Genomic DNA, 18994 nt, shown 5'->3' with positions numbered 1-18994 from the left:
AACTAGCCGGCCGCGTCGCGGGGCAGTCCGAGAATGCGTTCGGCGGCCACGGTCAGCAGGATCTGCTCGGTTCCACCCGCGATGGACAGACAGCGGGTGAGCAGGAACTCCGCGGTGTCCTCGGTATTGCGTCCGCCGACCGGCCCGGCCACCTGCACGGCGAACTCGGCGACCGCCTGGCGGTGCCGCACCCCGACCAGTTTGCGCACGCTGCTCTGCGCGGCCGGATCGTCACCGGCCAGGATCCGCACCGCGGCGCGCTGCTCCAGCAGCAGGCCGGCGATGGCGTCGGCCACGAAACCGCCCAGTCGGTCGTTGACCAGTTCCGCGCCCCGACCGGTCGCGGGCAGTTTCGCGATGAGTTCCTCGAGCGTGCGACCGATACCGTTACCGCTCATGGCGACCCGTTCGGCCGACAGGGTCGAGCGGGCGACCTTCCAGCCGTTGCCCAGCTCGCCGACCACACAGTCGTCCGGGACGAAGACATCGTCGAGGAACACCTCGCTGAACCGCGCCTCGCCGGTGATCTGCACCAACGGCCGGATATCGATTCCGGCAGCGCGCATATCGACCAGGAAGTAGCTGATCCCCTTGTGCTTCGGCGCGTCCGGATCGGTGCGGGCCAGGCAGATCGCCCAGTTGGCCTTTTCGGCCAGCGAGGTCCACACCTTCTGCCCGCGCAGTACCCAGCCGCCGTCGGTCCTGGTGGCGGTGGTGCGCAGCGCGGCCAGGTCGGAACCGGCCTCCGGTTCGCTGAACAGCTGGCACCACACCACCTCGCCGCGCAGGGTGGGCCAGGCGAAACGTTCGATCTGTTCGGGCGTGCCGTGCTGCAGCAGGGTCGGCACGGCCCAGCCGCCGATGGTCAGATCCGGCACGGTCAGCCCGGCGCGACGCAGTTCCTCCGAGATGACCAGGCCGGTCATCGGATCGGCGGCACGACCGTAGGGCTTCGGCCAATGCGGCATGATCAGGCCCCCCTCGGCCAGTGCGGTCCGCTGCGCCTCGACCGGCAGCGCGGCGATGCGGGCCACTTCGGCGGTCAGCTCGTCGCCGACCGCTTCGTCGACGCCGGTGACCCGGGCCGCGTCCGCGAACACCCGGTCCGCGCCGGTGGTGCGCCGCCGGCCGGCGCGGGTCAGTTCGGTGACCCTGATCCGCCAGTGGCTTCCACCACCCAACAGCTGGCGCAGGGCCGCCGCCCGGCGCAGGTACAGATGGGCGTCGTGCTCCCAGGTGAAGCCGATCCCGCCGAGCACCTGGATACAGTCCTTGGCGGTCTCCACCGCGGCGTCCAGGCTCATCGCGGCCGCGATAGCGGTGGCGATGGGCAGTTCGGCGCCGCCGGAGTCGACGGCGGCCGCGGCGTCGGCGGCGACGGAGCGGATGAGCTCTGTGCGGCACAGCATCCAGGCGCAGATGTGCTTGACGGCCTGAAACGTTCCGATCTTGCGGCCGAACTGTTCGCGCACCTTGGCGTACTCGGCCGCGGTCTCCAGACACCATCCGGTGACGCCCGCCAGTTCCGCCGTGGCCAGCGCCACGAGCAGATCCTCGACCGCGTGTGCGGGGGCGAATACCGCGTCGTCGGCCACCGGCACCGCCGTAGCGCGCACCCGGGCCAGCGGCGTCGTGAGGTCGAGTGGGTCCTGCGGTTCGATCTGCAGCCCGGGCGCCTCCGGCGCGACCAGACACCAGCGCCGGCCGTCGGGGGTGCCCACCGGGAGCAGTACCGCGGTTCCCGGCGCGGCACCGAGCACGTATTCCCAGCTGCCGCTGAGCAACCGCGCGCCGCCGACGGTCTCGAGCGTCGGCGCGGTGGCCGGACCTCCGGCGGGACCGGCGCTGCCGACCGTATCCAGCGCGATACCGCACGGCTGCTGCTCGGACAGCCGCCCGGCGGTCACCACAGCGGCGACCGCGGTGGTCAATACCGGCCCGCCGACCAGGTCATGTGCCGCCTGTTCGATGAATACGGCCAGGTCGGAGACCGATCCACCAGCCCCGCCCGCGTCCTCGGCCACCGCGACGTGGAAGATTCCGAGCTCGGTCAGCGTTGGCCAGTAGGCATGCCAGAAGTCGGTCGGGTCGGTCCGCATTGTTGCAATCGGTCGGGCCGCCGCTGCCCATCGGCTCATCGACTCCTGAACGGCTTTATGCTCGTCAGTGGTGGCGATGGTCATAGTCCATACCGCCTTTCCGGCGTGACTCCCACACCTAGAACATGTTCTAATATCCTCGCCGGGCGGAAGTCAAGAGACCCTTCGGCCACCCGGAGCGAAACGCGCACGTACACGTCTTGCGGAAAGGACCGCCATGGCCAGCCCCTCCCGATCCCGGCCCGACGATTCGAGTGCGCTGCCCGCCGCCACCGTCAACACGCTGCGGGAGGACGAGCTGAGTTCGGCGGCGCAACGCGAGCGGCGCAAGCGCATCCTCGACGCGACCCTGGCCCTGGCCTCGAAGGGCGGTTACGACGCGGTGCAGATGCGGGCGGTGGCCGAACGGGCGGACGTCGCGGTGGGCACTCTCTACCGGTACTTCCCGTCCAAGGTGCACCTGCTGGTCTCGGCGCTGGCGCGCGAATTCGAGCAGTTCGAGAGCAAACGCAAACCGCTGTCCGGACAGTCTCCGCAGGAACGTATGCACGTACTGCTCGCCCAGATCACCCGGATGATGCAGCGCGACCCACTACTCACCGAGGCGATGACCCGCGCCTTCATGTTCGCCGACGCCTCCGCCGCCGCCGAGGTGGACCGCGTCGGCAAGGTCATGGATCGGGTCTTCGCCCGCGCCATGAACGACGGTGAGCCCACCGAGCGCCAACTCGCCATCGCCCGGGTGATCAGCGACGTATGGCTGTCCAATCTGGTGGCCTGGCTCACTCGCCGCGCCTCGGCCACCGATGTCTCCGAGCGGCTGGAACTGACCGTCGACCTGTTGCTCGGCAATCGCTCCTGATGTCGGCACGCCCACCGGGTTCGACGTGGTTGCGCCCATATCAGACCTATCGGATATCCGCGCTACGCTTTCCCGGTGAGCGCACAGGACTTGCCACTGGAACTTCGTCGTGCCCTGTCGACGGTTGCACGCGTGCCACGGCTACTGGTCGCATCGGATTACGACGGAACGATCGCGCCCATCGTGTCCGATCCGACAAAGGCCTATCCGCATGGAGAATCCGTCCGCGCATTACGCGCGCTGGCAGGGTTGTCCGGCACCACCGCGGCCGTCATCTCCGGCCGCGCGCTACGTGATCTGGCGGCTTTGTCACGGCTGCCGGTCGAGGTGCAACTGATCGGCAGCCACGGTTCCGAATTCGACGTCGGGTTCGTCCACGCCATCGATAACGACGCCAAACAACTGCTGCGCGAGATCATCACCACACTGAACCAGATCGCCGCGGAGAATCCCGGGGTCAGCGTCGAGGTCAAGCCCGCCAGTGTCGCGCTGCACGTCCGCAACGCCGGCCCGGAGATCGGCCGTCGCGCACTGACCCAGGCCCGCCAGGGACCGGCCTGTTGGGTCGGTGTACAGGTGACCGAGGGCAAGGCGGTGATCGAACTGGCCGTCGTGCCCACCGACAAGGGCGCTGCGCTGAATACCATCCGACACCAGGAAGGCGCGTCGGCCGCGGTGTTCTTCGGCGACGACGCCACCGATGAGAAGGCGTTCCGGGTGCTGTCCGGACCGGATATCGGTATCAAGGTCGGGGATGGCGAGAGCCTGGCCAAATACCGGGTGGCCTCCACCGAGGAGGTGTCCCGTGCCCTGGCCTACCTGCTCGAGGAGCGGCGCACCTGGCTGGCCGGCGCCAGCGCGCCCCGGATCGAGCGGCTCACCATGCTCGCCGGCCCGCGCTCGGTGGCGCTGCTCACCCCCGACGCCACCGTCACCTGGTTCTGCCATCCGGAGCCGGATTCGGCCGCCGTCTTCGCCCACCTTCTGGGCGGCCCGGACGCGGGACATTTCGGCATTTGCCCGCTGCGCCCGGGACTTCCCTTGTCGCAGCGCTATATCGACGGCACCATGACGGTCGAAACCCGTTGGGCCAAACTGCAGGTCATCGACTATCTGCCGCACGACACCGACGCCGAGCGCACCGACCTGACCCGGGTGATCACCGGCGACGCCCAGGCGGTGGTGACCTTCGCGCCGCGGCCCGAATTCGGCCAGGTGCAGGTGTCGATCGATATCGAGCTCGACGGACTGCGGGTGTGGGGTACCAACGATCCGATGGTGCTGCGCTCACCCGGTGTCCAGTGGGAGATCGAGAGCGACGGCGTCCACGATTCGGCCCGCGCGATCATCGATCCGTCGAACGGTCCGATCGTACTGGAGTTGCGCTGCGGCACCGATGATCTGAACCCGGCGCCGATCAGCGAACCGCAGCGGCGGCGCGAGGCCGAGTCCTACTGGTTGGAATGGGCGGAGGAGCTGGAGCTGCCGGTACTGAAGCCGGATTTGATGAAACGCTCCGCGCTCACCCTGCGCGGCCTGGTCCACGAGCCCTCGGGGTCCATCCTGGCCGCGGCCACCACCTCGCTGCCGGAGGATATCGGCGGGGTGCGCAACTGGGACTACCGCTACTGCTGGCTGCGCGATGCGGCGCTCACCGCCTCGGCGCTGGTCTCGTTGGGTTCGCTGCGCGAGGCCGAGCGGTATCTCGACTGGGTGCACCGGGTGCTGGAAACCCTGCCCGGCCCGGAACGTCTGCACCCGCTCTACACCATCTACGGCGAGACCCTGCCGCCGGAGGCGGTTATCGACCAGCTGCCCGGCTATGCCGGATCCCGGCCGGTGCGGGTGGGCAACGCGGCGAATATGCAGGTCCAGTTGGACGTCTTCGGCCCCATCGTGGATCTCATCGCCAATCTGGCGCACGCTCGCGAGCGCAAGGGCATCACCGACCCGAATACGGCGCTGCCGGACGCAGACTGGGAGCTGGTGCACGCCATGGTGTCGGCCGTGCAGCGGCGCTGGCAGGAACCCGACCACGGGATCTGGGAGATCCGCGGCAATCCGCGCCACCACGTTTACTCCAAGGTGATGGGCTGGCTGACCGTGGACCGGGCGATCACCCTCGCGCAGAAGTTCGGCCGGCAGATCGATCCCGTCTGGCCGGAGCTGCGGGAAACCATCGCCGACGAGGTGAAGACCAAGGGTTGGAACGACGATGTCCAGTCCTACACCGCCGCCTACGACGGCACCGATCTGGACGCGGCGACGCTGCATATCGGGCTCAGCGGGCTGATCGACGCCTCGGATCCGCGGTTCGCGGCCACGGTCGTGGCCACGGAGGCGGAGCTGCGTAGCGGTTCCACGGTGTACCGGTACCACCACGACGACGGATTGCCCGGCGGCGAGGGCGGGTTCCACCTGTGCGCGGCCTGGCTGGTGGAGGCGTATCTGCTGATCGGCAAGCGCTCCGATGCCGAGGCGTTGTTCGCGCAGTTGGTGGACGTCGCCGGCCCCACCGGCCTGCTCAGCGAGGAGTACGACCCGGTGGCCGAGCGCTCGCTCGGCAACCACCCGCAGGCCTACAGCCATCTGGGCCTGCTCCGCTGTGCGCAGTTGCTCGGCCAGTCGGCCAACGCCCTGGTCGGCTGACGGCCTCCGCTCGATCGAATCTTGGTAGGAGAGGCCGGGCCGGCACGACGGCCCGGCCTCTCCGGACCGATGAATGTGGTCACACCTACCGGTTCGTAATGTCCGTTTCTCTCCTGCTAAAGTAAAACGGAAACGGTTTCCATTAGCGTAAAGTAGGACCCCACGTGCGTATCGATCTTGCCCGCGGCGTTATCGGAGTCACCGTGGGGCTGATCGCCTCCCTGAGCCTTGTCGCCTGCGGCGGTTCCGACGAGACATCCGATAAACCCTCGGTGGTCGCCTCCACCAATGTGTGGGCCGATATCGCCACCACCGTCGCCGGACCGGACGCCGACGTATCGGCGATCATCACCGACCCCGCCGCCGACCCGCATTCCTATGAGACCTCGGCCGTCGAATCGGCCCGGATCAGCGATGCCGACCTGGTCGTCTACAACGGCGGCCACTACGACGAGTTCATCGAAAAGGCGCTGGCCGGCCGGGACAAGCCTACGGTCGAGGCCGTCGCACTGCGTGCCGACGACATTTCCGGCGACGAGAACGAGCACGTCTGGTACGACATGGAAACGGTCGGTCTGGTCGCCGAACGAATCGGCGGCGAACTGGGCGCATTGGATCCCGAACACGCCGCCGCCTACGCCGATCGAGCGCGAGCGCTGCGGGACCGGCTGGCCGAGATCGGTGCGATCACCGACGGAATCGCCGCCGACCATCCGCGCACCCCGGTCCTGCAGACCGAGCCGCTCGCGCACTACCTGCTCCGCGACGCCGATACGGTGGACCGAACGCCGCACGACTACCAGGAAGCCATCGAACAGGAAAGCGATCCGTCGCCGGCCTCCGTCGCGGCGATCCGCGACCTGATCACCGCCGACCAAGTCCGGATCATGGTCTACAACGTACAGACCGAAGACCCGGTGAGCCGCGACCTGCGCGCCGCGGCCGGCGCCGCGGGCATACCGGTGGTCGAGGTCACCGAGACGCTGCCGCCCGACCTCGACTTCGTGACCTGGCAGAAGAAGAACGCGGAGGCCTTGGCCGCCGCCATCGGCTGATACGGCCCGCGCCGACCCGGAAGGAGTGGATCGATCGGATGAGCGAGACAGACACATGCGCGGGCGGTGCCGGGCCGGCCGTCGACGACGGCTCCGCACCCGCGGTCGACGAGCACGGAGCGGCCCGCGGTTCCCTCGCCGCCGATTCGAACGGTTCGACGCCGACCGCCGCCCGACCCGCGGGAACCACCGCCCCTACGGACCCGCGGCCCGCGGTACAACTCGACACCGCCACCCTGTCCTTCGGGGACCGCACCCTGTGGCGGGACCTCGACCTGACGGTGGCCCCGGGCGAATTCCTGGCCGTCCTCGGCCCGAACGGGTCGGGCAAGACCTCCCTGCTGCGGGTTCTGCTCGGTCAACTGGCCCTGACCGCGGGCACCGCCCGGATCGCCGGGGCGCCCGCCCGGGCCGGGCATCCGGGTATCGGCTATGTGCCCCAGCAGCGCACCATCGACGCGGGGGTTCAGCTGCGCGGAACAGACCTGGTCGGTCTGGGCGTGGACGGACATCGTTGGGGTCTGGGACTGCGCGGCCGGGCCGAGCGGCGCCGTCGGGTCGCGGCCGCCATCGCCGCTGTCGGCGCCCAGAATTTCGCCGACGCCCCGCTGGAGAGTATGTCCGGCGGTGAGCAGCAACGGCTGCGGGTGGCGCAGGCGCTGGTGGGCGACCCGTCGGTGCTGTTGTGCGATGAACCGCTGCTCAGCCTGGACCTGGCCAATCAGCGTCTGGTTTCGGAACTGATCGATCGACGCCGCCGCGAACACGATACGGCGGTGCTGTTCGTCACCCATGAGATCAATCCGGTCCTGCCGCTGGTGGACCGGGTGCTGTATCTGGTGGACGGCAGGTTCCGGATCGGCGCCCCGGACGAGGTGATGACTTCCGCAGTGCTGTCCGAGCTGTATCGGACCGAGGTCGATGTGCTCCGGGTCCGGGGCCGCCTGGTCGTGGTCGGCACCGGCGACACCATGGACGCACTCGGGGCCGCGGGCGCGCACTGTCACGGCGAGCCGGGTATCCCGCATCGCGACCCCGACGATATTGCCGAGACCGACCGGGTGCGTGGCTGATGGACAAGCTCTCCGATGTCGTGACGCGAATGTTCGATATCACGACCACCCTCGATCTCCTGGGCTACGACTTCGTTCAGCAGGCGGTCGCGGCGGCGGCGCTGCTCGGACTGCTGGCCGGGGTGATCGGGCCGCTGATCATCAGCAGGCAGATGTCGTTCGCGGTACACGGCACCAGCGAATTGTCGCTCACCGGCGCGGCGGCGGCGCTGCTGGCCGGTATCGGTGTCGGGGCCGGCGCCATCGCCGGTTCGGTAGTGGCGGCGGTGCTGTTCGGGGTGCTCGGCACCCGGGCCAGGGAACGCGATTCGGTGATCGCGGTGGTGCTGTCGTTCGGCCTGGGGCTGTCGGTGTTGTTCCTGTGGCTCGGCCCCGAACGCGCGGGTTCGAAGTTCTCGCTGCTCACCGGGCAGGTGGTCAGTGTCGGATACGATGGGCTGGCCCTGCTCGCCACATGCACCGTGGCGGTGCTCGCGGTAGCGGCCGTGATCTACCGGCCGCTGCTGTTCGCCAGCACCGATCCCGAGGTCGCGGTGGCACGCGGCGTGCCGGTGCGGGCACTGTCGATCGTGTTCGCGGTGATGCTCGGTGTCACCGCCGCGTTCGGGGTGCAGATAGTCGGAGCCCTGCTGGTGCTCGCCCTGCTGATCACCCCGGCCGCCGCGGCGGCCCAACTCACCGCCGATCCGGTGCGGGCCACCGTGCTCGCCGTGGTCTTCGCGGAGGTGTCGGCGGTCGGCGGAATACTGCTCTCGCTGGCACCGGGCGCCCCGGTGTCGACCTTCGTCACGACCATCTCGTTCGCGATCTACCTGAGCTGCCGGCTGGTCGGCAGCCGGCGTCGGCAGGTCGCCCGAGTGCGCTGAGACGTGTCTCGAGCGGAGCCATCTATTGCGGGCGGCTGCCTTCAGTCATTCCGGGCCGGTTCCGTATGCTCGCTTCAGCCCGCCCCCGAGCAAAGGTGACCCCCGATGATCGACTTCTCGGTTCCCGCCGACCTCGCCGCCGAACGTGATCGGATCCGCCGGTTCGTCGCCGACAAGATCGTGCCCTACGAGCGCGACCCCCGGCTCACCTCCCATGGCCCGAACGACGAACTGCGCCGGGAACTGGTCGAGCTCGCCCGCGCGGAGAAGCTGCTCACCATCCAGGCCCCGGTGGAACTGGGCGGGCGTGGACTCACCCATGTGGAACAGGCCGTTCTCTACGAAGCAGCGGGCTGGTCCACCCTCGGCCCCGTCGCCATGAACTGCGCCGCCCCCGACGAGGGCAATATGTTCCTGCTGTCCAAGATCGCCGATCCGGAACAGATACAGCGCTACCTGGTCCCGGTGATCGCGGGCCACCGGCGGTCGGTGTTCGCCATGACCGAACCCGACGGCGCCGGCTCCGACCCCGACCAACTGGCCACCACCGCCACCTTCGATGGCGAGAACTTCACCATCGAAGGCCGCAAATGGCTCATCACCGGTGCGAACGGCGCCAAGACCTGGATCATCATGGCCCGGCTCGAACAGAACCCGCACCTGCCGAAGGGCCCGACCCTGTTCCTCTGCGACGGCGACCGGCCCGGGATCGTCATCGAACGCACCATGAACACCATGGACCGCAACTATGTGGCCGGGCACTGCGTGGTCCGCTTCGACAAACTCACCCTGCCCGAGGAAGCACTGCTCGGCGAGGCGGGGCAGGCCCTGCGCTATGCCCAGCTGCGGCTGGCCCCCGCCCGGCTCACCCACTGTATGCGCTGGTTGGGCGCGGCCGAACGGGCGCAAAGCATCGCCGTCGCGCATGCCAAGACCCGGACCGCGTTCGGCAAGCCACTCGGCGAACACCAGGGCGTATCGTTCATGATCGCCGACAACGAGATCGCCCTGCACCAGTGTCGCCTGACCATCTGGCACGCCTGCTGGCCGATGGACCAGGGCGAGAAGGCGCGGCACGAAAGCTCGATGGCCAAGTCCTTCGTCTCGGAAGAACTGTTCAAGGTGGCCGACCGCTGCGTCCAGATCCTCGGCGGGATCGGCGTCAGCGACGAGACCGTGGTGGAGATGATCTTCCGCGATATGCGCCCCTTCCGCCTCTACGACGGGCCCACCGAAGTGCACAAATACGCCATCGGGCGGAAAGTTCTACGGTGAGCGGCGCATTGCCGTCCGTCGGGGTCCGGCCCACGGCCGCCGGCGGGACGAAGGGATCCGTACCCGTCTACGATCCATGACATGAGTTCGGATCTGCTCGTCGATGTCTCCGCGGGCATCGCCGTCCTCACCCTCAACCGGCCGGCCAAACAGAACGCCTTCAACCCGGCCATGACCGCGGAGCTCGGCGCGGCGCTGCGCCGCTGTGACACCGAAGACGCCATCCGCGTCGTGGTGATCACCGGAACACCGCCCGCGTTCTGCGCCGGCGCCGACCTGTCCGATCGGTCCGGTGAGGCCGGCTCGGCCCTCGACCCGCCGCCCTTCCGGGTTCGCAAGCCGGTGATCGCGGCGGTCAACGGCCACGCCGTCGGAGCCGGCCTGGCCCTGGCCCTGCAGTGTGATCTGCGCTACATGGCCGACGACGCGGTCTACGCGCTGAGTCAGGTCCGCCGAGGCGTGCTGGCCGACGGCTATGTGCACTGGACCCTGCCCAGGCTCGCCGGGCTCGCCAATGCCGCCGATATCCTGCTCACCGGCCGCACCTTCGACGGTGACGAGGCCAAGGCCATGGGCTTGGCCAATGCCTGTCTGCCCGCCGACGAAGTGCTACCGACCGCCCTGGCGGTGGCGCACGATCTCGCCAACGGGTCGGCGCCGCTGAGCGTCGCGCTGTCCAAGCGGCTGCTATGGGAAGGAATCGGAATGGAGCCGGGGGTCGTCGGCCGGTTGGAGACCCGGCTGAACGAACATGTGGCCAAGGGGATCGACGGCGACGAGGCCATGGCGGCATTCCGGGAACGGCGCCCGCCCCACTGGTCCGGTTCGGTCAACGACGAATGGCCCGTGTGGGACGGTGACGAGAAGGCCGAACAGCCCAGCCTCAGCTGAGTTCCGTCACGCTATTCGAGCAGAAGCAGCACGTACAGCACGGCCATGATGACCATCAGGATGGTGCCGATCACGCCCAGGGTGAAGCCGACGACCACCTGCGTCCGACCACCGAAGGCGCCGCCGGACGCCTCGATCTGGTCGAGAGCCCGCTTGCCCAGCGCCCAGGCCACCGGCCCGGTTATCCCGCAGCACAGCAGACTGACCGCCCCGAGGGCCAGCACCATTGTCGCGTGCGGATGCTCGACCGGCTGACCGATGGGCTGATTGGGTATCACCACCAGACGAATTCTACGGGGATTGACCGGCTTTGCGGTTCATCCCCGAACGGATTCGGCCAAAGCTCCGGTGTTTTCAGGCGCGACGCCGACGGGCCGCCTCGGCCAACACCACCCCGGCGGCCACCGACGCGTTGAGCGATTCCACCGGGCCCGCCATCGGAATGCTCAACACCGTGTCACAGGTTTCCCGCACCAGGCGGGACAGGCCCTTGCCCTCCGAACCGACCACCACGACGGTCGGCAGGGCGCCGTCGAATTCGTCGATCGTGGTGTCGCCGCCCGCGTCCAAACCCACGATCTGCAATCCATGGGAGGCCCAGTCCTTCAGGGTGCGAGTGAGGTTCGTCGCACGGGCGATCGGCAGCCGGGCCGCGGCGCCGGCACTGGTACGCCAGGCCACCGCGGTGACACCGGCGCTGCGCCGCTGCGGGATCAGCACACCGTGACCGCCGAAAGCGGCAGCGGAACGCACCACCGCACCCAGATTGCGGGGGTCGGAGATATTGTCCAGCGCGACCAGCAGGGCGGGCCGACCGCTTTCCTCGGCCCGGACGAGCAGATCATCGGGATGGGCGTACCGGTACGGCGGAACCTGTAGGGCAAGGCCCTGGTGTAATCCATTGGCGCTCAACCGATCCAGGTCGGTGCGCGGCACTTCCAGAATGGAAATACCGGTTTCGGCGGCGATGCGCACACTCTCGGTCAGCCGTTCATCGTTCTCGGTGCCCACCGCGACGTACAGCGCCGTCGCGGGCACGCCCGCGCGCAAACACTCCACCACGGGATTGCGGCCGAGCACCAACTCCGGCCCGTCATCGGACTTGCGGCCCGCCGGCCGTCCCGTCTTGCCACCCGAATGCTCCTGCGCCGCACGTGTTTTCGCTACGGCACGCCGAGCTGCCGGATGGTTCTTGCGCATTTCGGCGGGCGGTGTCGGACCCCGTCCCTCCAGACCGCGACGGCGCTGACCGCCGGAACCGACCACCGAGCCCTTCTTGGTGCCGCCCTTGCGAATCGCGCCGCGACGCTGCGAATTCCCTGCCATCAGTTCACCTTCCCGACCGGCGTGCTCAGCGCCCATTCGGGGCCGTTCGGCGTGTCGGTCACTTCGATACCCGCCGCCTGCAGTCGGTTGCGTACCGCGTCGGCGGTGGCCCAGTCCTTGGCCGCCCGGGCCTGTTGGCGCCGTTCCAGTTCGGCGCCCACCAGCACCTCCAGTGCCGCGGTGGCGGCCGAGATGTCACCGGCACCGCTGTTCCAGTGCGGATCCAGCGGGTCGATACCGAGGATGCCGAGCATGGCGCGTACCTGGCTCGCGTGTTCGCGCGCACTCTCGACGACGCCCGCGTCCAGGGCCCGGTTGCCCTCGTGCACCACATGGTGGACTTCGGCGAGCGCCTTGGGCACCGCCAGATCCTCGTCCAGGGCGGCGGCGAAGGCATCGGTCCATTTGCCGACAGGGACCTCGCCGCCGCGCTCGGCCACCCGACGTACGAACGCCTCCAGCCGCTGATAGGACTGCGCGGCGTCGGCGAGCGCCTTGTCGGAGTATTCGAGCATGGACCGGTAGTGCGCGCTGCCCAGGTAATATCGCAATTCCACGGGCCGGACACGCTCGAGGACATTCGGCACGGAAAGCACATTGCCGAGGGATTTCGACATCTTCTCCCCGCCCATGGTCACCCACCCGTTGTGCAGCCAATACCGGGCGAAACCGTGCCCGGCGGCCTTGGACTGGGCGATCTCGTTTTCATGGTGCGGGAATACCAGGTCCATACCACCGCAATGGATATCGAATTCCGCGCCGAGATAGAACTCGGCCATGGCCGAGCATTCCAGATGCCAGCCCGGCCGGCCCGGTCCCCACGGCGACGGCCAGGTCGGCTCCCCGAGTTTGGCCGCTTTCCACAGGGTGAAATCACGCGGGTCGCGTTTGCCCTCGCCCGCGCTCTCTCCCTGATGCACATCATCGATCCGATGACCGGACAACCGCCCGTATTCGGGATAGCTCAATACGTCGAAATACACATTGCCGGCCGAGGCATAGGCGTGATCGCGGTCGATGAGCCGCTGCATCAAATCCACCATCTGGGTGATATGCCCGGTGGCGCGCGGCTCCGCCGAGGGGGGCAGCACATTGAGCTGCCGATAGGCCTCGTCGAAGGCCCGCTCATGGGTGGCCGCCCATTCCCACCAGGGCCGGCCGGCCGCGGCGGCCTTGGTGAGGATCTTGTCCTCGATATCGGTGACATTGCGGATGAACGCCGCGTCCAGACCGCCCGCGGACAACCAGCGCCGCAGCACGTCGAAGGCGACACCGCTGCGCACATGGCCGATATGGGGTCTGCCCTGGACGGTGGCGCCACACAGGTACACCGAGGCGTGACCGGGGACCAGGGGCGTGAAATCACGCAGGGTCCGTGTCTCGGTGTCGAACAGGCGCAGCGTCACGGCAGTCGATCCTAGCTCTGGTATATGAGTGCACTCGCCAGGGCGGTGCGGATGGGGCAGGGCGGTTGATGCGGTATCAGCGTAGGACGAGCGGCTTCGCGACCTCTACGGTGCGCAGGCCGACGCCTGGAAGGCTGCGGACCGGCCGGTACAGTGCAGCAGCGCGGTGGCCACCGCGGCGATCCCCTCGCCCCGACCGGTGAGTCCGAGCCCGTCACTGGTGGTGCCGGATACCGATACCGGCGCGCCGAGCAGATCGCCGAGCACCCGCTGGGCCTCGGCCCGTCGCGGACCGATCTTCGGCCGGTTCCCGATGACCTGCACGGCCGCGTTCACCACATCGTAACCGGCTTCGTCGAGCAGCCGCCGGACCTCTTTCAGCATGGCGGCACCGGAGACACCGGCCCATTCCGGGCGTCCGGTACCGAAGACCGCGCCCACATCACCCAGGCCCGCCGCCGACAGCAGGGCATCGCACAGGGCGTGCGTCGCGACATCACCGTCGGAGTGACCGGCACAGCCGTCGTTACCCTCGAACAGCAGGCCCGCCATCCAGCAGGGACGGCCGGGCTCGATGGGGTGGACATCGGTGCCGATGCCGACGCGCATGGTCATAGATTTCCCACCACCGAGGAGTCGGCCGCGGTGAGGACGGCATCGGCGAGGCGCAGATCCAACGGGGTGGTGATCTTGAAAGCGAGCGGGTCGCCGGGGATGGTGCGCACCGGGACACCCAACTGCTCCACCAGGCCGGCGTCGTCGGTGGCGATGCCGGGGGTCGCGTAGGCGGTGCGCAGCAGATCGGCGGCGAAGCCCTGGGGAGTCTGCACGGCGCGCAGGGTGGCGCGATCGGGAGTGCCGGTGACGGTCCCGGCCCGGTCGACGGATTTGACCGTATCGACCACGGGCAGCACGGGGACCACGGCCGGATGTCCGGCACGTAGCTCCGCAATCACCCGGGCGATGAGATCGGGCGGGGTGAGCGCGCGTGCGGCGTCGTGAACGAGGACATAACCGGCGTCGGCCGCCGCGGCCAGACCGGCCCGCACCGAATCGATACGTTCGACACCACCGACGACGACCCGTACCAAGGGGGAGGGAGGCAGCAGGGCAACTGCCCGGTCGACCAGCTCGGCGGGAACCATGACGATGACCTGGTCGATCATGCCGGTAGCGAGCAACCCATCCACGGCCAACCCGAGCATGGGTCTGCCGCCGACAGCGACGAACGCCTTGGGTTCGGTTGCACCCAGACGCACGCCGCGACCGGCGGCAGGCACTAGCGCAATGACGGGCCCAATAGTACGGCCAGGGCCGTCTTGTTCGTGCACATCGACCTCCTCCCCTCCTTTCAGGGAGGGGGCCCCAACCCTTGCGAGTTGGGTTTCCTGTTTCACCGCAGACAGCTGGAAGGGCAAGCCCTGCACAGTCTCACGTCCACTCCGCAGGCGTTTCATGTCTCCACCGGCCCGGCGGCGACAGCCTTGGAGCGTACCAGACGCGCCGACCCCGCCTGTAGGCAGAGGCCCGTGCGCTACGTTCCGTGGTCAGGAAGCCGCGGCGAGAACCTCGTCGAGCAGCGTCTCGGCCTTGCCGTCGTCGGTCCCCTCGGCGAGCGCGAGCTCACCGACGAGGATCTGCCGCGCCTTGGCCAACATGCGCTTCTCGCCCGCGGACAGACCGCGGTCCTGCTCCCGGCGCCACAGGTCACGGACGACCTCGGCCACCTTGTTCACATCGCCCGAGGCGAGTTTCTCCAGGTTGGCCTTGTAACGACGGGACCAGTTGGTGGGCTCCTCGGTATGCGGTGCGCGCAACACCTGGAAGACTCGGTCGAGACCCTCCTGGCCGACGACGTCGCGGACGCCGACGTACTCCGCATTCTCCGCGGGAACCCGAACAGTAAGGTCGCCTTGTGCAACCTTCAGGACCAGATACTCTTTCTGCTCACCCTTGATGGTGCGAGTCTCGATTGCTTCGATCAACGCCGCTCCGTGGTGGGGGTAAACGACGGTGTCTCCGACCTTAAAAATCATGTGTCCCGTGCCCCTTTCGATGTTCACAGTTTAACATGCGACTCGATAACGGCGCGATCAACTGTGCTGGTCAGGGCCACAACGAGCCCGTGTTGGGGCTTGACAGAACCGGATCCGTATGCAACGCGTCGCCCCTGAACAACCAACCGACCTGGCAATTCCGACCACTCCGACGGAGCCCGCCCGCACCATCACCGACCCGATTGTCCCGTGCCGAATCGTTACCCGCCCATGGGCATTGCGGAACCACTCGACCGCGTTCCGCAACTACAGTGCAGGGGTCACCACACCTGCGAAATGGTAGCCGGACAACCGCCCGGCGGCCCCGCGCAATCCCCCTTACGCCTCCCGGGGCGTTCCGCCCCGAGCGGCAACTACTACAGTCCCTAGTGGAGTGAGCCCGCTCGGACATGGAGGACAACCCGTGACTGCCCTGAAAGCTGTGACTGCCGCGAGCCCGGCCAGGACGACCCCGCGGCGTCGCATGGTGACGGTCGCCGCGCTCGCCGTCGGTGCGGCGCTCGCCCTGTCCGGATGCAGCGCCGGCCAGATCTCGCAGACCGCCGGCCAGGCAGCGGCCATCAATGGCAATGTCGCCGATATCGGCGAGATCTCCCTGCGCAATGTGCACATCGTGCACCCGCCGTCCGAGGGCTACACCAACGCCCGGGGCGGTAAGGCGGTCCTCGCGCTGGCATTCGTCAACAACAGCGCGACGGTGCCCGACGAGCTCACCAGCATCACCACCGATATCGGCTCGGTACAGATCACCCCGCCCAAGGGCGGCAAGCTGCAGATCGCCCCTCAGGAAACCGTGGTCTCGGCCCCGAAGAACACTTCCGCGGTGGAGGACGCGCGCGCCGGGGGAGAGCAGGCCGCCGACCAGCCCGAAACGCACCCCGTCGATACAGCGCTCATCGAGGTCACCGGACTGACCAGCGATATCGCACCGGGCCTGACCTACTCGGTGTCGTTCAACTTCAAGCAGAACGGAACCGTCCAGATGCAGGTTCCGGTCGACGCGGGCACTCAACTGTCGCGGCACGAATCGGATCTGTCCCAGAGCACCGAAGGGCCGCTGGGCGCGGGCCACTGACCCGGCCCCGTCGGTGAACCGGTTCACCGACGTTCGGCGAACCGTTCCTCGGCATCGCATCACCTGACCAACGGCTGCCGCACACTTGTCGTGCGGCAGCCGTTGTCGTCGATGAACGGCCACCGGCTTCGGCGCGCGCCGAAGAGAGTCAAGGGTTGAGAGCGGCTCGAAACGATTATCGAGCCGGTCCGAAGTTGTCGGAGGAACTGCGTAGGGTGCGCCTGTGGCGGTGACGAAGAACAAACCGGTCTTCCGGTGCTCGGAATGCGCGCACGAGGTCGCGAAATGGGTGGGCAAATGCCCCGACTGCGGGGCATGGGGGACGGTCGAGGAGGTCGCGCCCGCGGCCGCGGCGCCCGCCGGACGGCGCGCCATGCTGCCGAGTACGGCGGCGGCGCCCATCACTCGTATCGATTCGCAGCGCACCATCGCACGACCCACCGGAGTGTCGGAGTTGGACCGGGTGCTCGGCGGCGGGATCGTCGCGGGTTCGGTGGTACTGCTGTCCGGGGAACCCGGCGTCGGCAAGTCCACTCTGCTGCTCGAGGTCGCGCACCGTTGGGCGCAGCAGCGCGACGAACGGTCGCTGTATGTCACCGCCGAGGAGTCGGCCGGACAGGTGCGGCTACGCGCGGACCGGACCGGCGCAGTACACGAACGGGTGTACTTGGCGGCGGAATCCGGCCTGTCGGTGATCCTCGGCCATGTCGAGCAGGTTCGGCCCACCCTGCTGGTGGTCGATTCCGTGCAGACCATGCTCGCCGCCGACACCGACGGGGTGATCGGGGGCGTGACCCAGGTACGCGCGGTGACCGCGGCGCTGACCTCGCTGGCGAAGGCAAGCGGTATCGCGGTCCTGCTGGTGGGACACGTCACCAAGGACGGCGCCGTCGCCGGTCCACGCACCCTGGAACATCTCGTCGACGTGGTGCTGCAGTTCGAGGGCGACAAGAACTCGACCCTGCGCATGGTGCGCGGTATCAAGAACCGCTTCGGCAGCGCCGACGAGGTGGGCTGTTTCGAACTGCACGACGACGGCATCACCTGCGTCACCGACCCGTCCGGTCTGTTCCTGCACCACCGCACCGAATCGGTACCCGGCACGGCCGTCACCGTCGCCATGGACGGCAAACGCCCGCTGGTCGGCGAGGTCCAGGGCCTCACCGTGGATACCCAGGTCCCGGCGCCGCGCCGCGCGGTCAGCGGGCTCGACTACAACCGGGTCGCCATGATCCTGGCGGTCCTGCAGAGCCGCTGCGGGCTCTACGTCGGCAAACAGGACGTCTACGCGGCCACGGTCGGCGGTATGCGCCTGGTCGAGCCGGCGGCCGACCTGGCCGTGGCCCTGGCCGTCACCGGCGCCGCCCGCAATACCGCGCTACCCCCCGGCTGGGTGATTCTGGGCGAGGTCGGTCTGGCGGGCGAGGTCCGCCGGATCACCTCCACGGCACGCCGACTGGCCGAAGCCGAACGGCTCGGCTTCACCACCGCCATCGTGCCACCGGGAGTGGACCCGAAGTCCACACCCATGACTCTCCACGAGGCGCCCACCCTCCGCACGGCCATTCGCCTCGCGGGACTCTCCCGGAAATCGTGACGATCGAGTACCGTCGCGTTCGGCTCTCTCCGGCGATGGCTCTCAGGCGAGATTGAACGGTTCCGGGGCGCTGCGGACCGTCCCCAGCTGCGCGACGACGTGGTAGGCGCCGGCCGGTACCGGCAGACGATCGCCCTCGCATCCCGGCTGCGAGGTCGAGCCGGACCACGTCACCGTAAAGGCCGCCTGTTCGCCGTGGTCGAGTGTCCGAACATCGGGCTCGCCGTCGGGATAGCAGTCGGTACTGGCCCACAGCTGCTCTTTCCCGTCGAGGGAGTACACCGCGACCCGTTGCAACCCGGAACCCATGTCCCGGGTGCAGGCCCCGGACGAGATATTGGTGATCACGACCCCGAAGACCGGCTGTTCCCCGACCCGGTAGGTGGGCTGTTCCACGGTCACCTTCACCGCCAGCGACTGGTCCGGACACTGCCCCTCCGCGATCGGGGCATCGCCGCTCGGGGCGGTACCCGACGGTTTGCTCGGCTCCCTCGACCCGGCCGCCTCCGTCTTGGACGGAGCCGTACTCGGGGCCGGGGAGCGGGCCGACGTCACCGTCGGCTTTTCCGTCCCGGTGGACGAGGCCGCCGCCGCCGGCGTCTCACCGGATGTGTCACCACCGCGGGATATCGCGACCACCAGCCAGATCACCAGCGCGAGCACGACAACCAAGATTCCGATGGCAAAAACACGACGCCGCCAATAGATCTCCGGCGGCAGCGGTCCAGTCGGTTCCAGCACGGTTCAACGGTAAGCGCACCGA

17 protein-coding genes are annotated in these 18994 nt (G+C 68.4%); 9 read left to right on the top strand and 8 right to left on the bottom strand.

Annotated features, from left to right (window positions below):
* Positions 1 to 2: 2 nt before the first annotated feature.
* Positions 3 to 2183 carry an acyl-CoA dehydrogenase family protein gene (locus tag ON20_RS01755; RefSeq protein ID WP_040833042.1) on the bottom strand — a complete coding sequence of 727 codons (2181 nt, stop codon included), beginning with the start codon at positions 2181 to 2183 and terminating at the stop codon, positions 3 to 5.
* A gap of 133 nt (positions 2184 to 2316) precedes the next feature.
* Between ON20_RS01755 and kstR the strand changes: the two genes are divergently transcribed.
* The 7 genes from kstR (at position 2317) to ON20_RS01720 (ending at position 10770) form a co-directional block, all read left to right on the top strand.
* Positions 2317 to 2961, top strand: coding sequence for a cholesterol catabolism transcriptional regulator KstR (gene kstR, locus ON20_RS01750; RefSeq protein WP_040833041.1), 645 nt, complete (start codon positions 2317 to 2319; stop codon positions 2959 to 2961).
* 75 nt (positions 2962 to 3036) lie between these two features.
* Positions 3037 to 5610: a trehalose-phosphatase gene (otsB, locus tag ON20_RS01745; protein ID WP_040833040.1), complete on the top strand. Its 2574-nt coding sequence runs from the start codon at positions 3037 to 3039 to the stop codon at positions 5608 to 5610.
* 164 nt (positions 5611 to 5774) lie between these two features.
* Complete coding sequence (locus ON20_RS01740; protein WP_051161395.1) at positions 5775 to 6665, top strand: metal ABC transporter solute-binding protein, Zn/Mn family; 891 nt, start codon at positions 5775 to 5777, stop codon at positions 6663 to 6665.
* 38 nt (positions 6666 to 6703) lie between these two features.
* Positions 6704 to 7738 carry a metal ABC transporter ATP-binding protein gene (locus ON20_RS01735; RefSeq protein ID WP_083864477.1) on the top strand — a complete coding sequence of 345 codons (1035 nt, stop codon included), beginning with the start codon at positions 6704 to 6706 and terminating at the stop codon, positions 7736 to 7738.
* Positions 7738 to 8604: a metal ABC transporter permease gene (locus ON20_RS01730; RefSeq protein ID WP_438803365.1), complete on the top strand. Its 867-nt coding sequence runs from the start codon at positions 7738 to 7740 to the stop codon at positions 8602 to 8604. Before ON20_RS01735 ends, ON20_RS01730 begins: the two co-directional genes overlap by 1 nt.
* Positions 8605 to 8709: 105 nt before the next feature.
* The gene (locus tag ON20_RS01725; protein ID WP_040833038.1) at positions 8710 to 9879 is read left to right on the top strand and encodes an acyl-CoA dehydrogenase family protein; all 1170 of its coding nucleotides are present in this window, start codon (positions 8710 to 8712) and stop codon (positions 9877 to 9879) included.
* Between the two features lie 81 nt (positions 9880 to 9960).
* Positions 9961 to 10770 (top strand): enoyl-CoA hydratase/isomerase family protein, encoded by an 810-nt coding sequence (locus tag ON20_RS01720; RefSeq protein ID WP_040833037.1) that lies wholly within the window; start codon positions 9961 to 9963, stop codon positions 10768 to 10770.
* An 11-nt stretch (positions 10771 to 10781) separates the two neighbouring features.
* Here the strand turns inward: ON20_RS01720 and ON20_RS01715 are convergent, their stop codons facing one another.
* The 6 genes from ON20_RS01715 to carD form a co-directional block, all read right to left on the bottom strand.
* Positions 10782 to 11051: a DUF4190 domain-containing protein gene (locus tag ON20_RS01715; protein ID WP_040833036.1), complete on the bottom strand. Its 270-nt coding sequence runs from the start codon at positions 11049 to 11051 to the stop codon at positions 10782 to 10784.
* Positions 11052 to 11124: 73 nt separating this feature from the next.
* Positions 11125 to 12096, bottom strand: coding sequence for a 23S rRNA (guanosine(2251)-2'-O)-methyltransferase RlmB (gene rlmB / locus ON20_RS01710; protein WP_040833077.1), 972 nt, complete (start codon positions 12094 to 12096; stop codon positions 11125 to 11127).
* Positions 12096 to 13502, bottom strand: coding sequence for a cysteine--tRNA ligase (gene cysS, locus ON20_RS01705; protein WP_040833035.1), 1407 nt, complete (start codon positions 13500 to 13502; stop codon positions 12096 to 12098). Before cysS ends, rlmB begins: the two co-directional genes overlap by 1 nt.
* Before the next feature lie 105 nt (positions 13503 to 13607).
* Positions 13608 to 14111 carry a 2-C-methyl-D-erythritol 2,4-cyclodiphosphate synthase gene (ispF, locus tag ON20_RS01700; protein ID WP_040833076.1) on the bottom strand — a complete coding sequence of 168 codons (504 nt, stop codon included), beginning with the start codon at positions 14109 to 14111 and terminating at the stop codon, positions 13608 to 13610.
* Positions 14112 to 14113: 2 nt separating this feature from the next.
* Positions 14114 to 14803 (bottom strand): 2-C-methyl-D-erythritol 4-phosphate cytidylyltransferase, encoded by a 690-nt coding sequence (ispD, locus tag ON20_RS01695; RefSeq protein WP_438803367.1) that lies wholly within the window; start codon positions 14801 to 14803, stop codon positions 14114 to 14116.
* Positions 14804 to 15049: 246 nt separating this feature from the next.
* The gene (gene carD / locus ON20_RS01690; protein WP_011206964.1) at positions 15050 to 15538 is read right to left on the bottom strand and encodes an RNA polymerase-binding transcription factor CarD; all 489 of its coding nucleotides are present in this window, start codon (positions 15536 to 15538) and stop codon (positions 15050 to 15052) included.
* Positions 15539 to 15962: 424 nt separating this feature from the next.
* Between carD and ON20_RS01685 the strand changes: the two genes are divergently transcribed.
* Together ON20_RS01685 and radA are read left to right on the top strand one after the other, a co-directional pair.
* The gene (locus ON20_RS01685) at positions 15963 to 16634 is read left to right on the top strand and encodes a copper chaperone PCu(A)C domain-containing protein (RefSeq protein ID WP_306306810.1); all 672 of its coding nucleotides are present in this window, start codon (positions 15963 to 15965) and stop codon (positions 16632 to 16634) included.
* Positions 16635 to 16863: 229 nt separating this feature from the next.
* The gene (radA, locus tag ON20_RS01680; RefSeq protein ID WP_040833074.1) at positions 16864 to 18231 is read left to right on the top strand and encodes a DNA repair protein RadA; all 1368 of its coding nucleotides are present in this window, start codon (positions 16864 to 16866) and stop codon (positions 18229 to 18231) included.
* A 42-nt stretch (positions 18232 to 18273) separates the two neighbouring features.
* Here radA and ON20_RS01675 read toward each other — a convergent pair whose 3' ends face one another.
* Positions 18274 to 18972 carry a lipase chaperone gene (locus ON20_RS01675; protein WP_040833033.1) on the bottom strand — a complete coding sequence of 233 codons (699 nt, stop codon included), beginning with the start codon at positions 18970 to 18972 and terminating at the stop codon, positions 18274 to 18276.
* Between the last annotated feature and the right edge of the window lie 22 nt (positions 18973 to 18994).

This window comes from Nocardia brevicatena NBRC 12119, from assembly GCF_000308495.1.
GTDB lineage: Bacteria > Actinomycetota > Actinomycetes > Mycobacteriales > Mycobacteriaceae > Nocardia > Nocardia brevicatena.
Note: the sequence above shows the minus strand (reverse complement) of the source record. Positions and strands in the feature narration are given on the sequence as shown.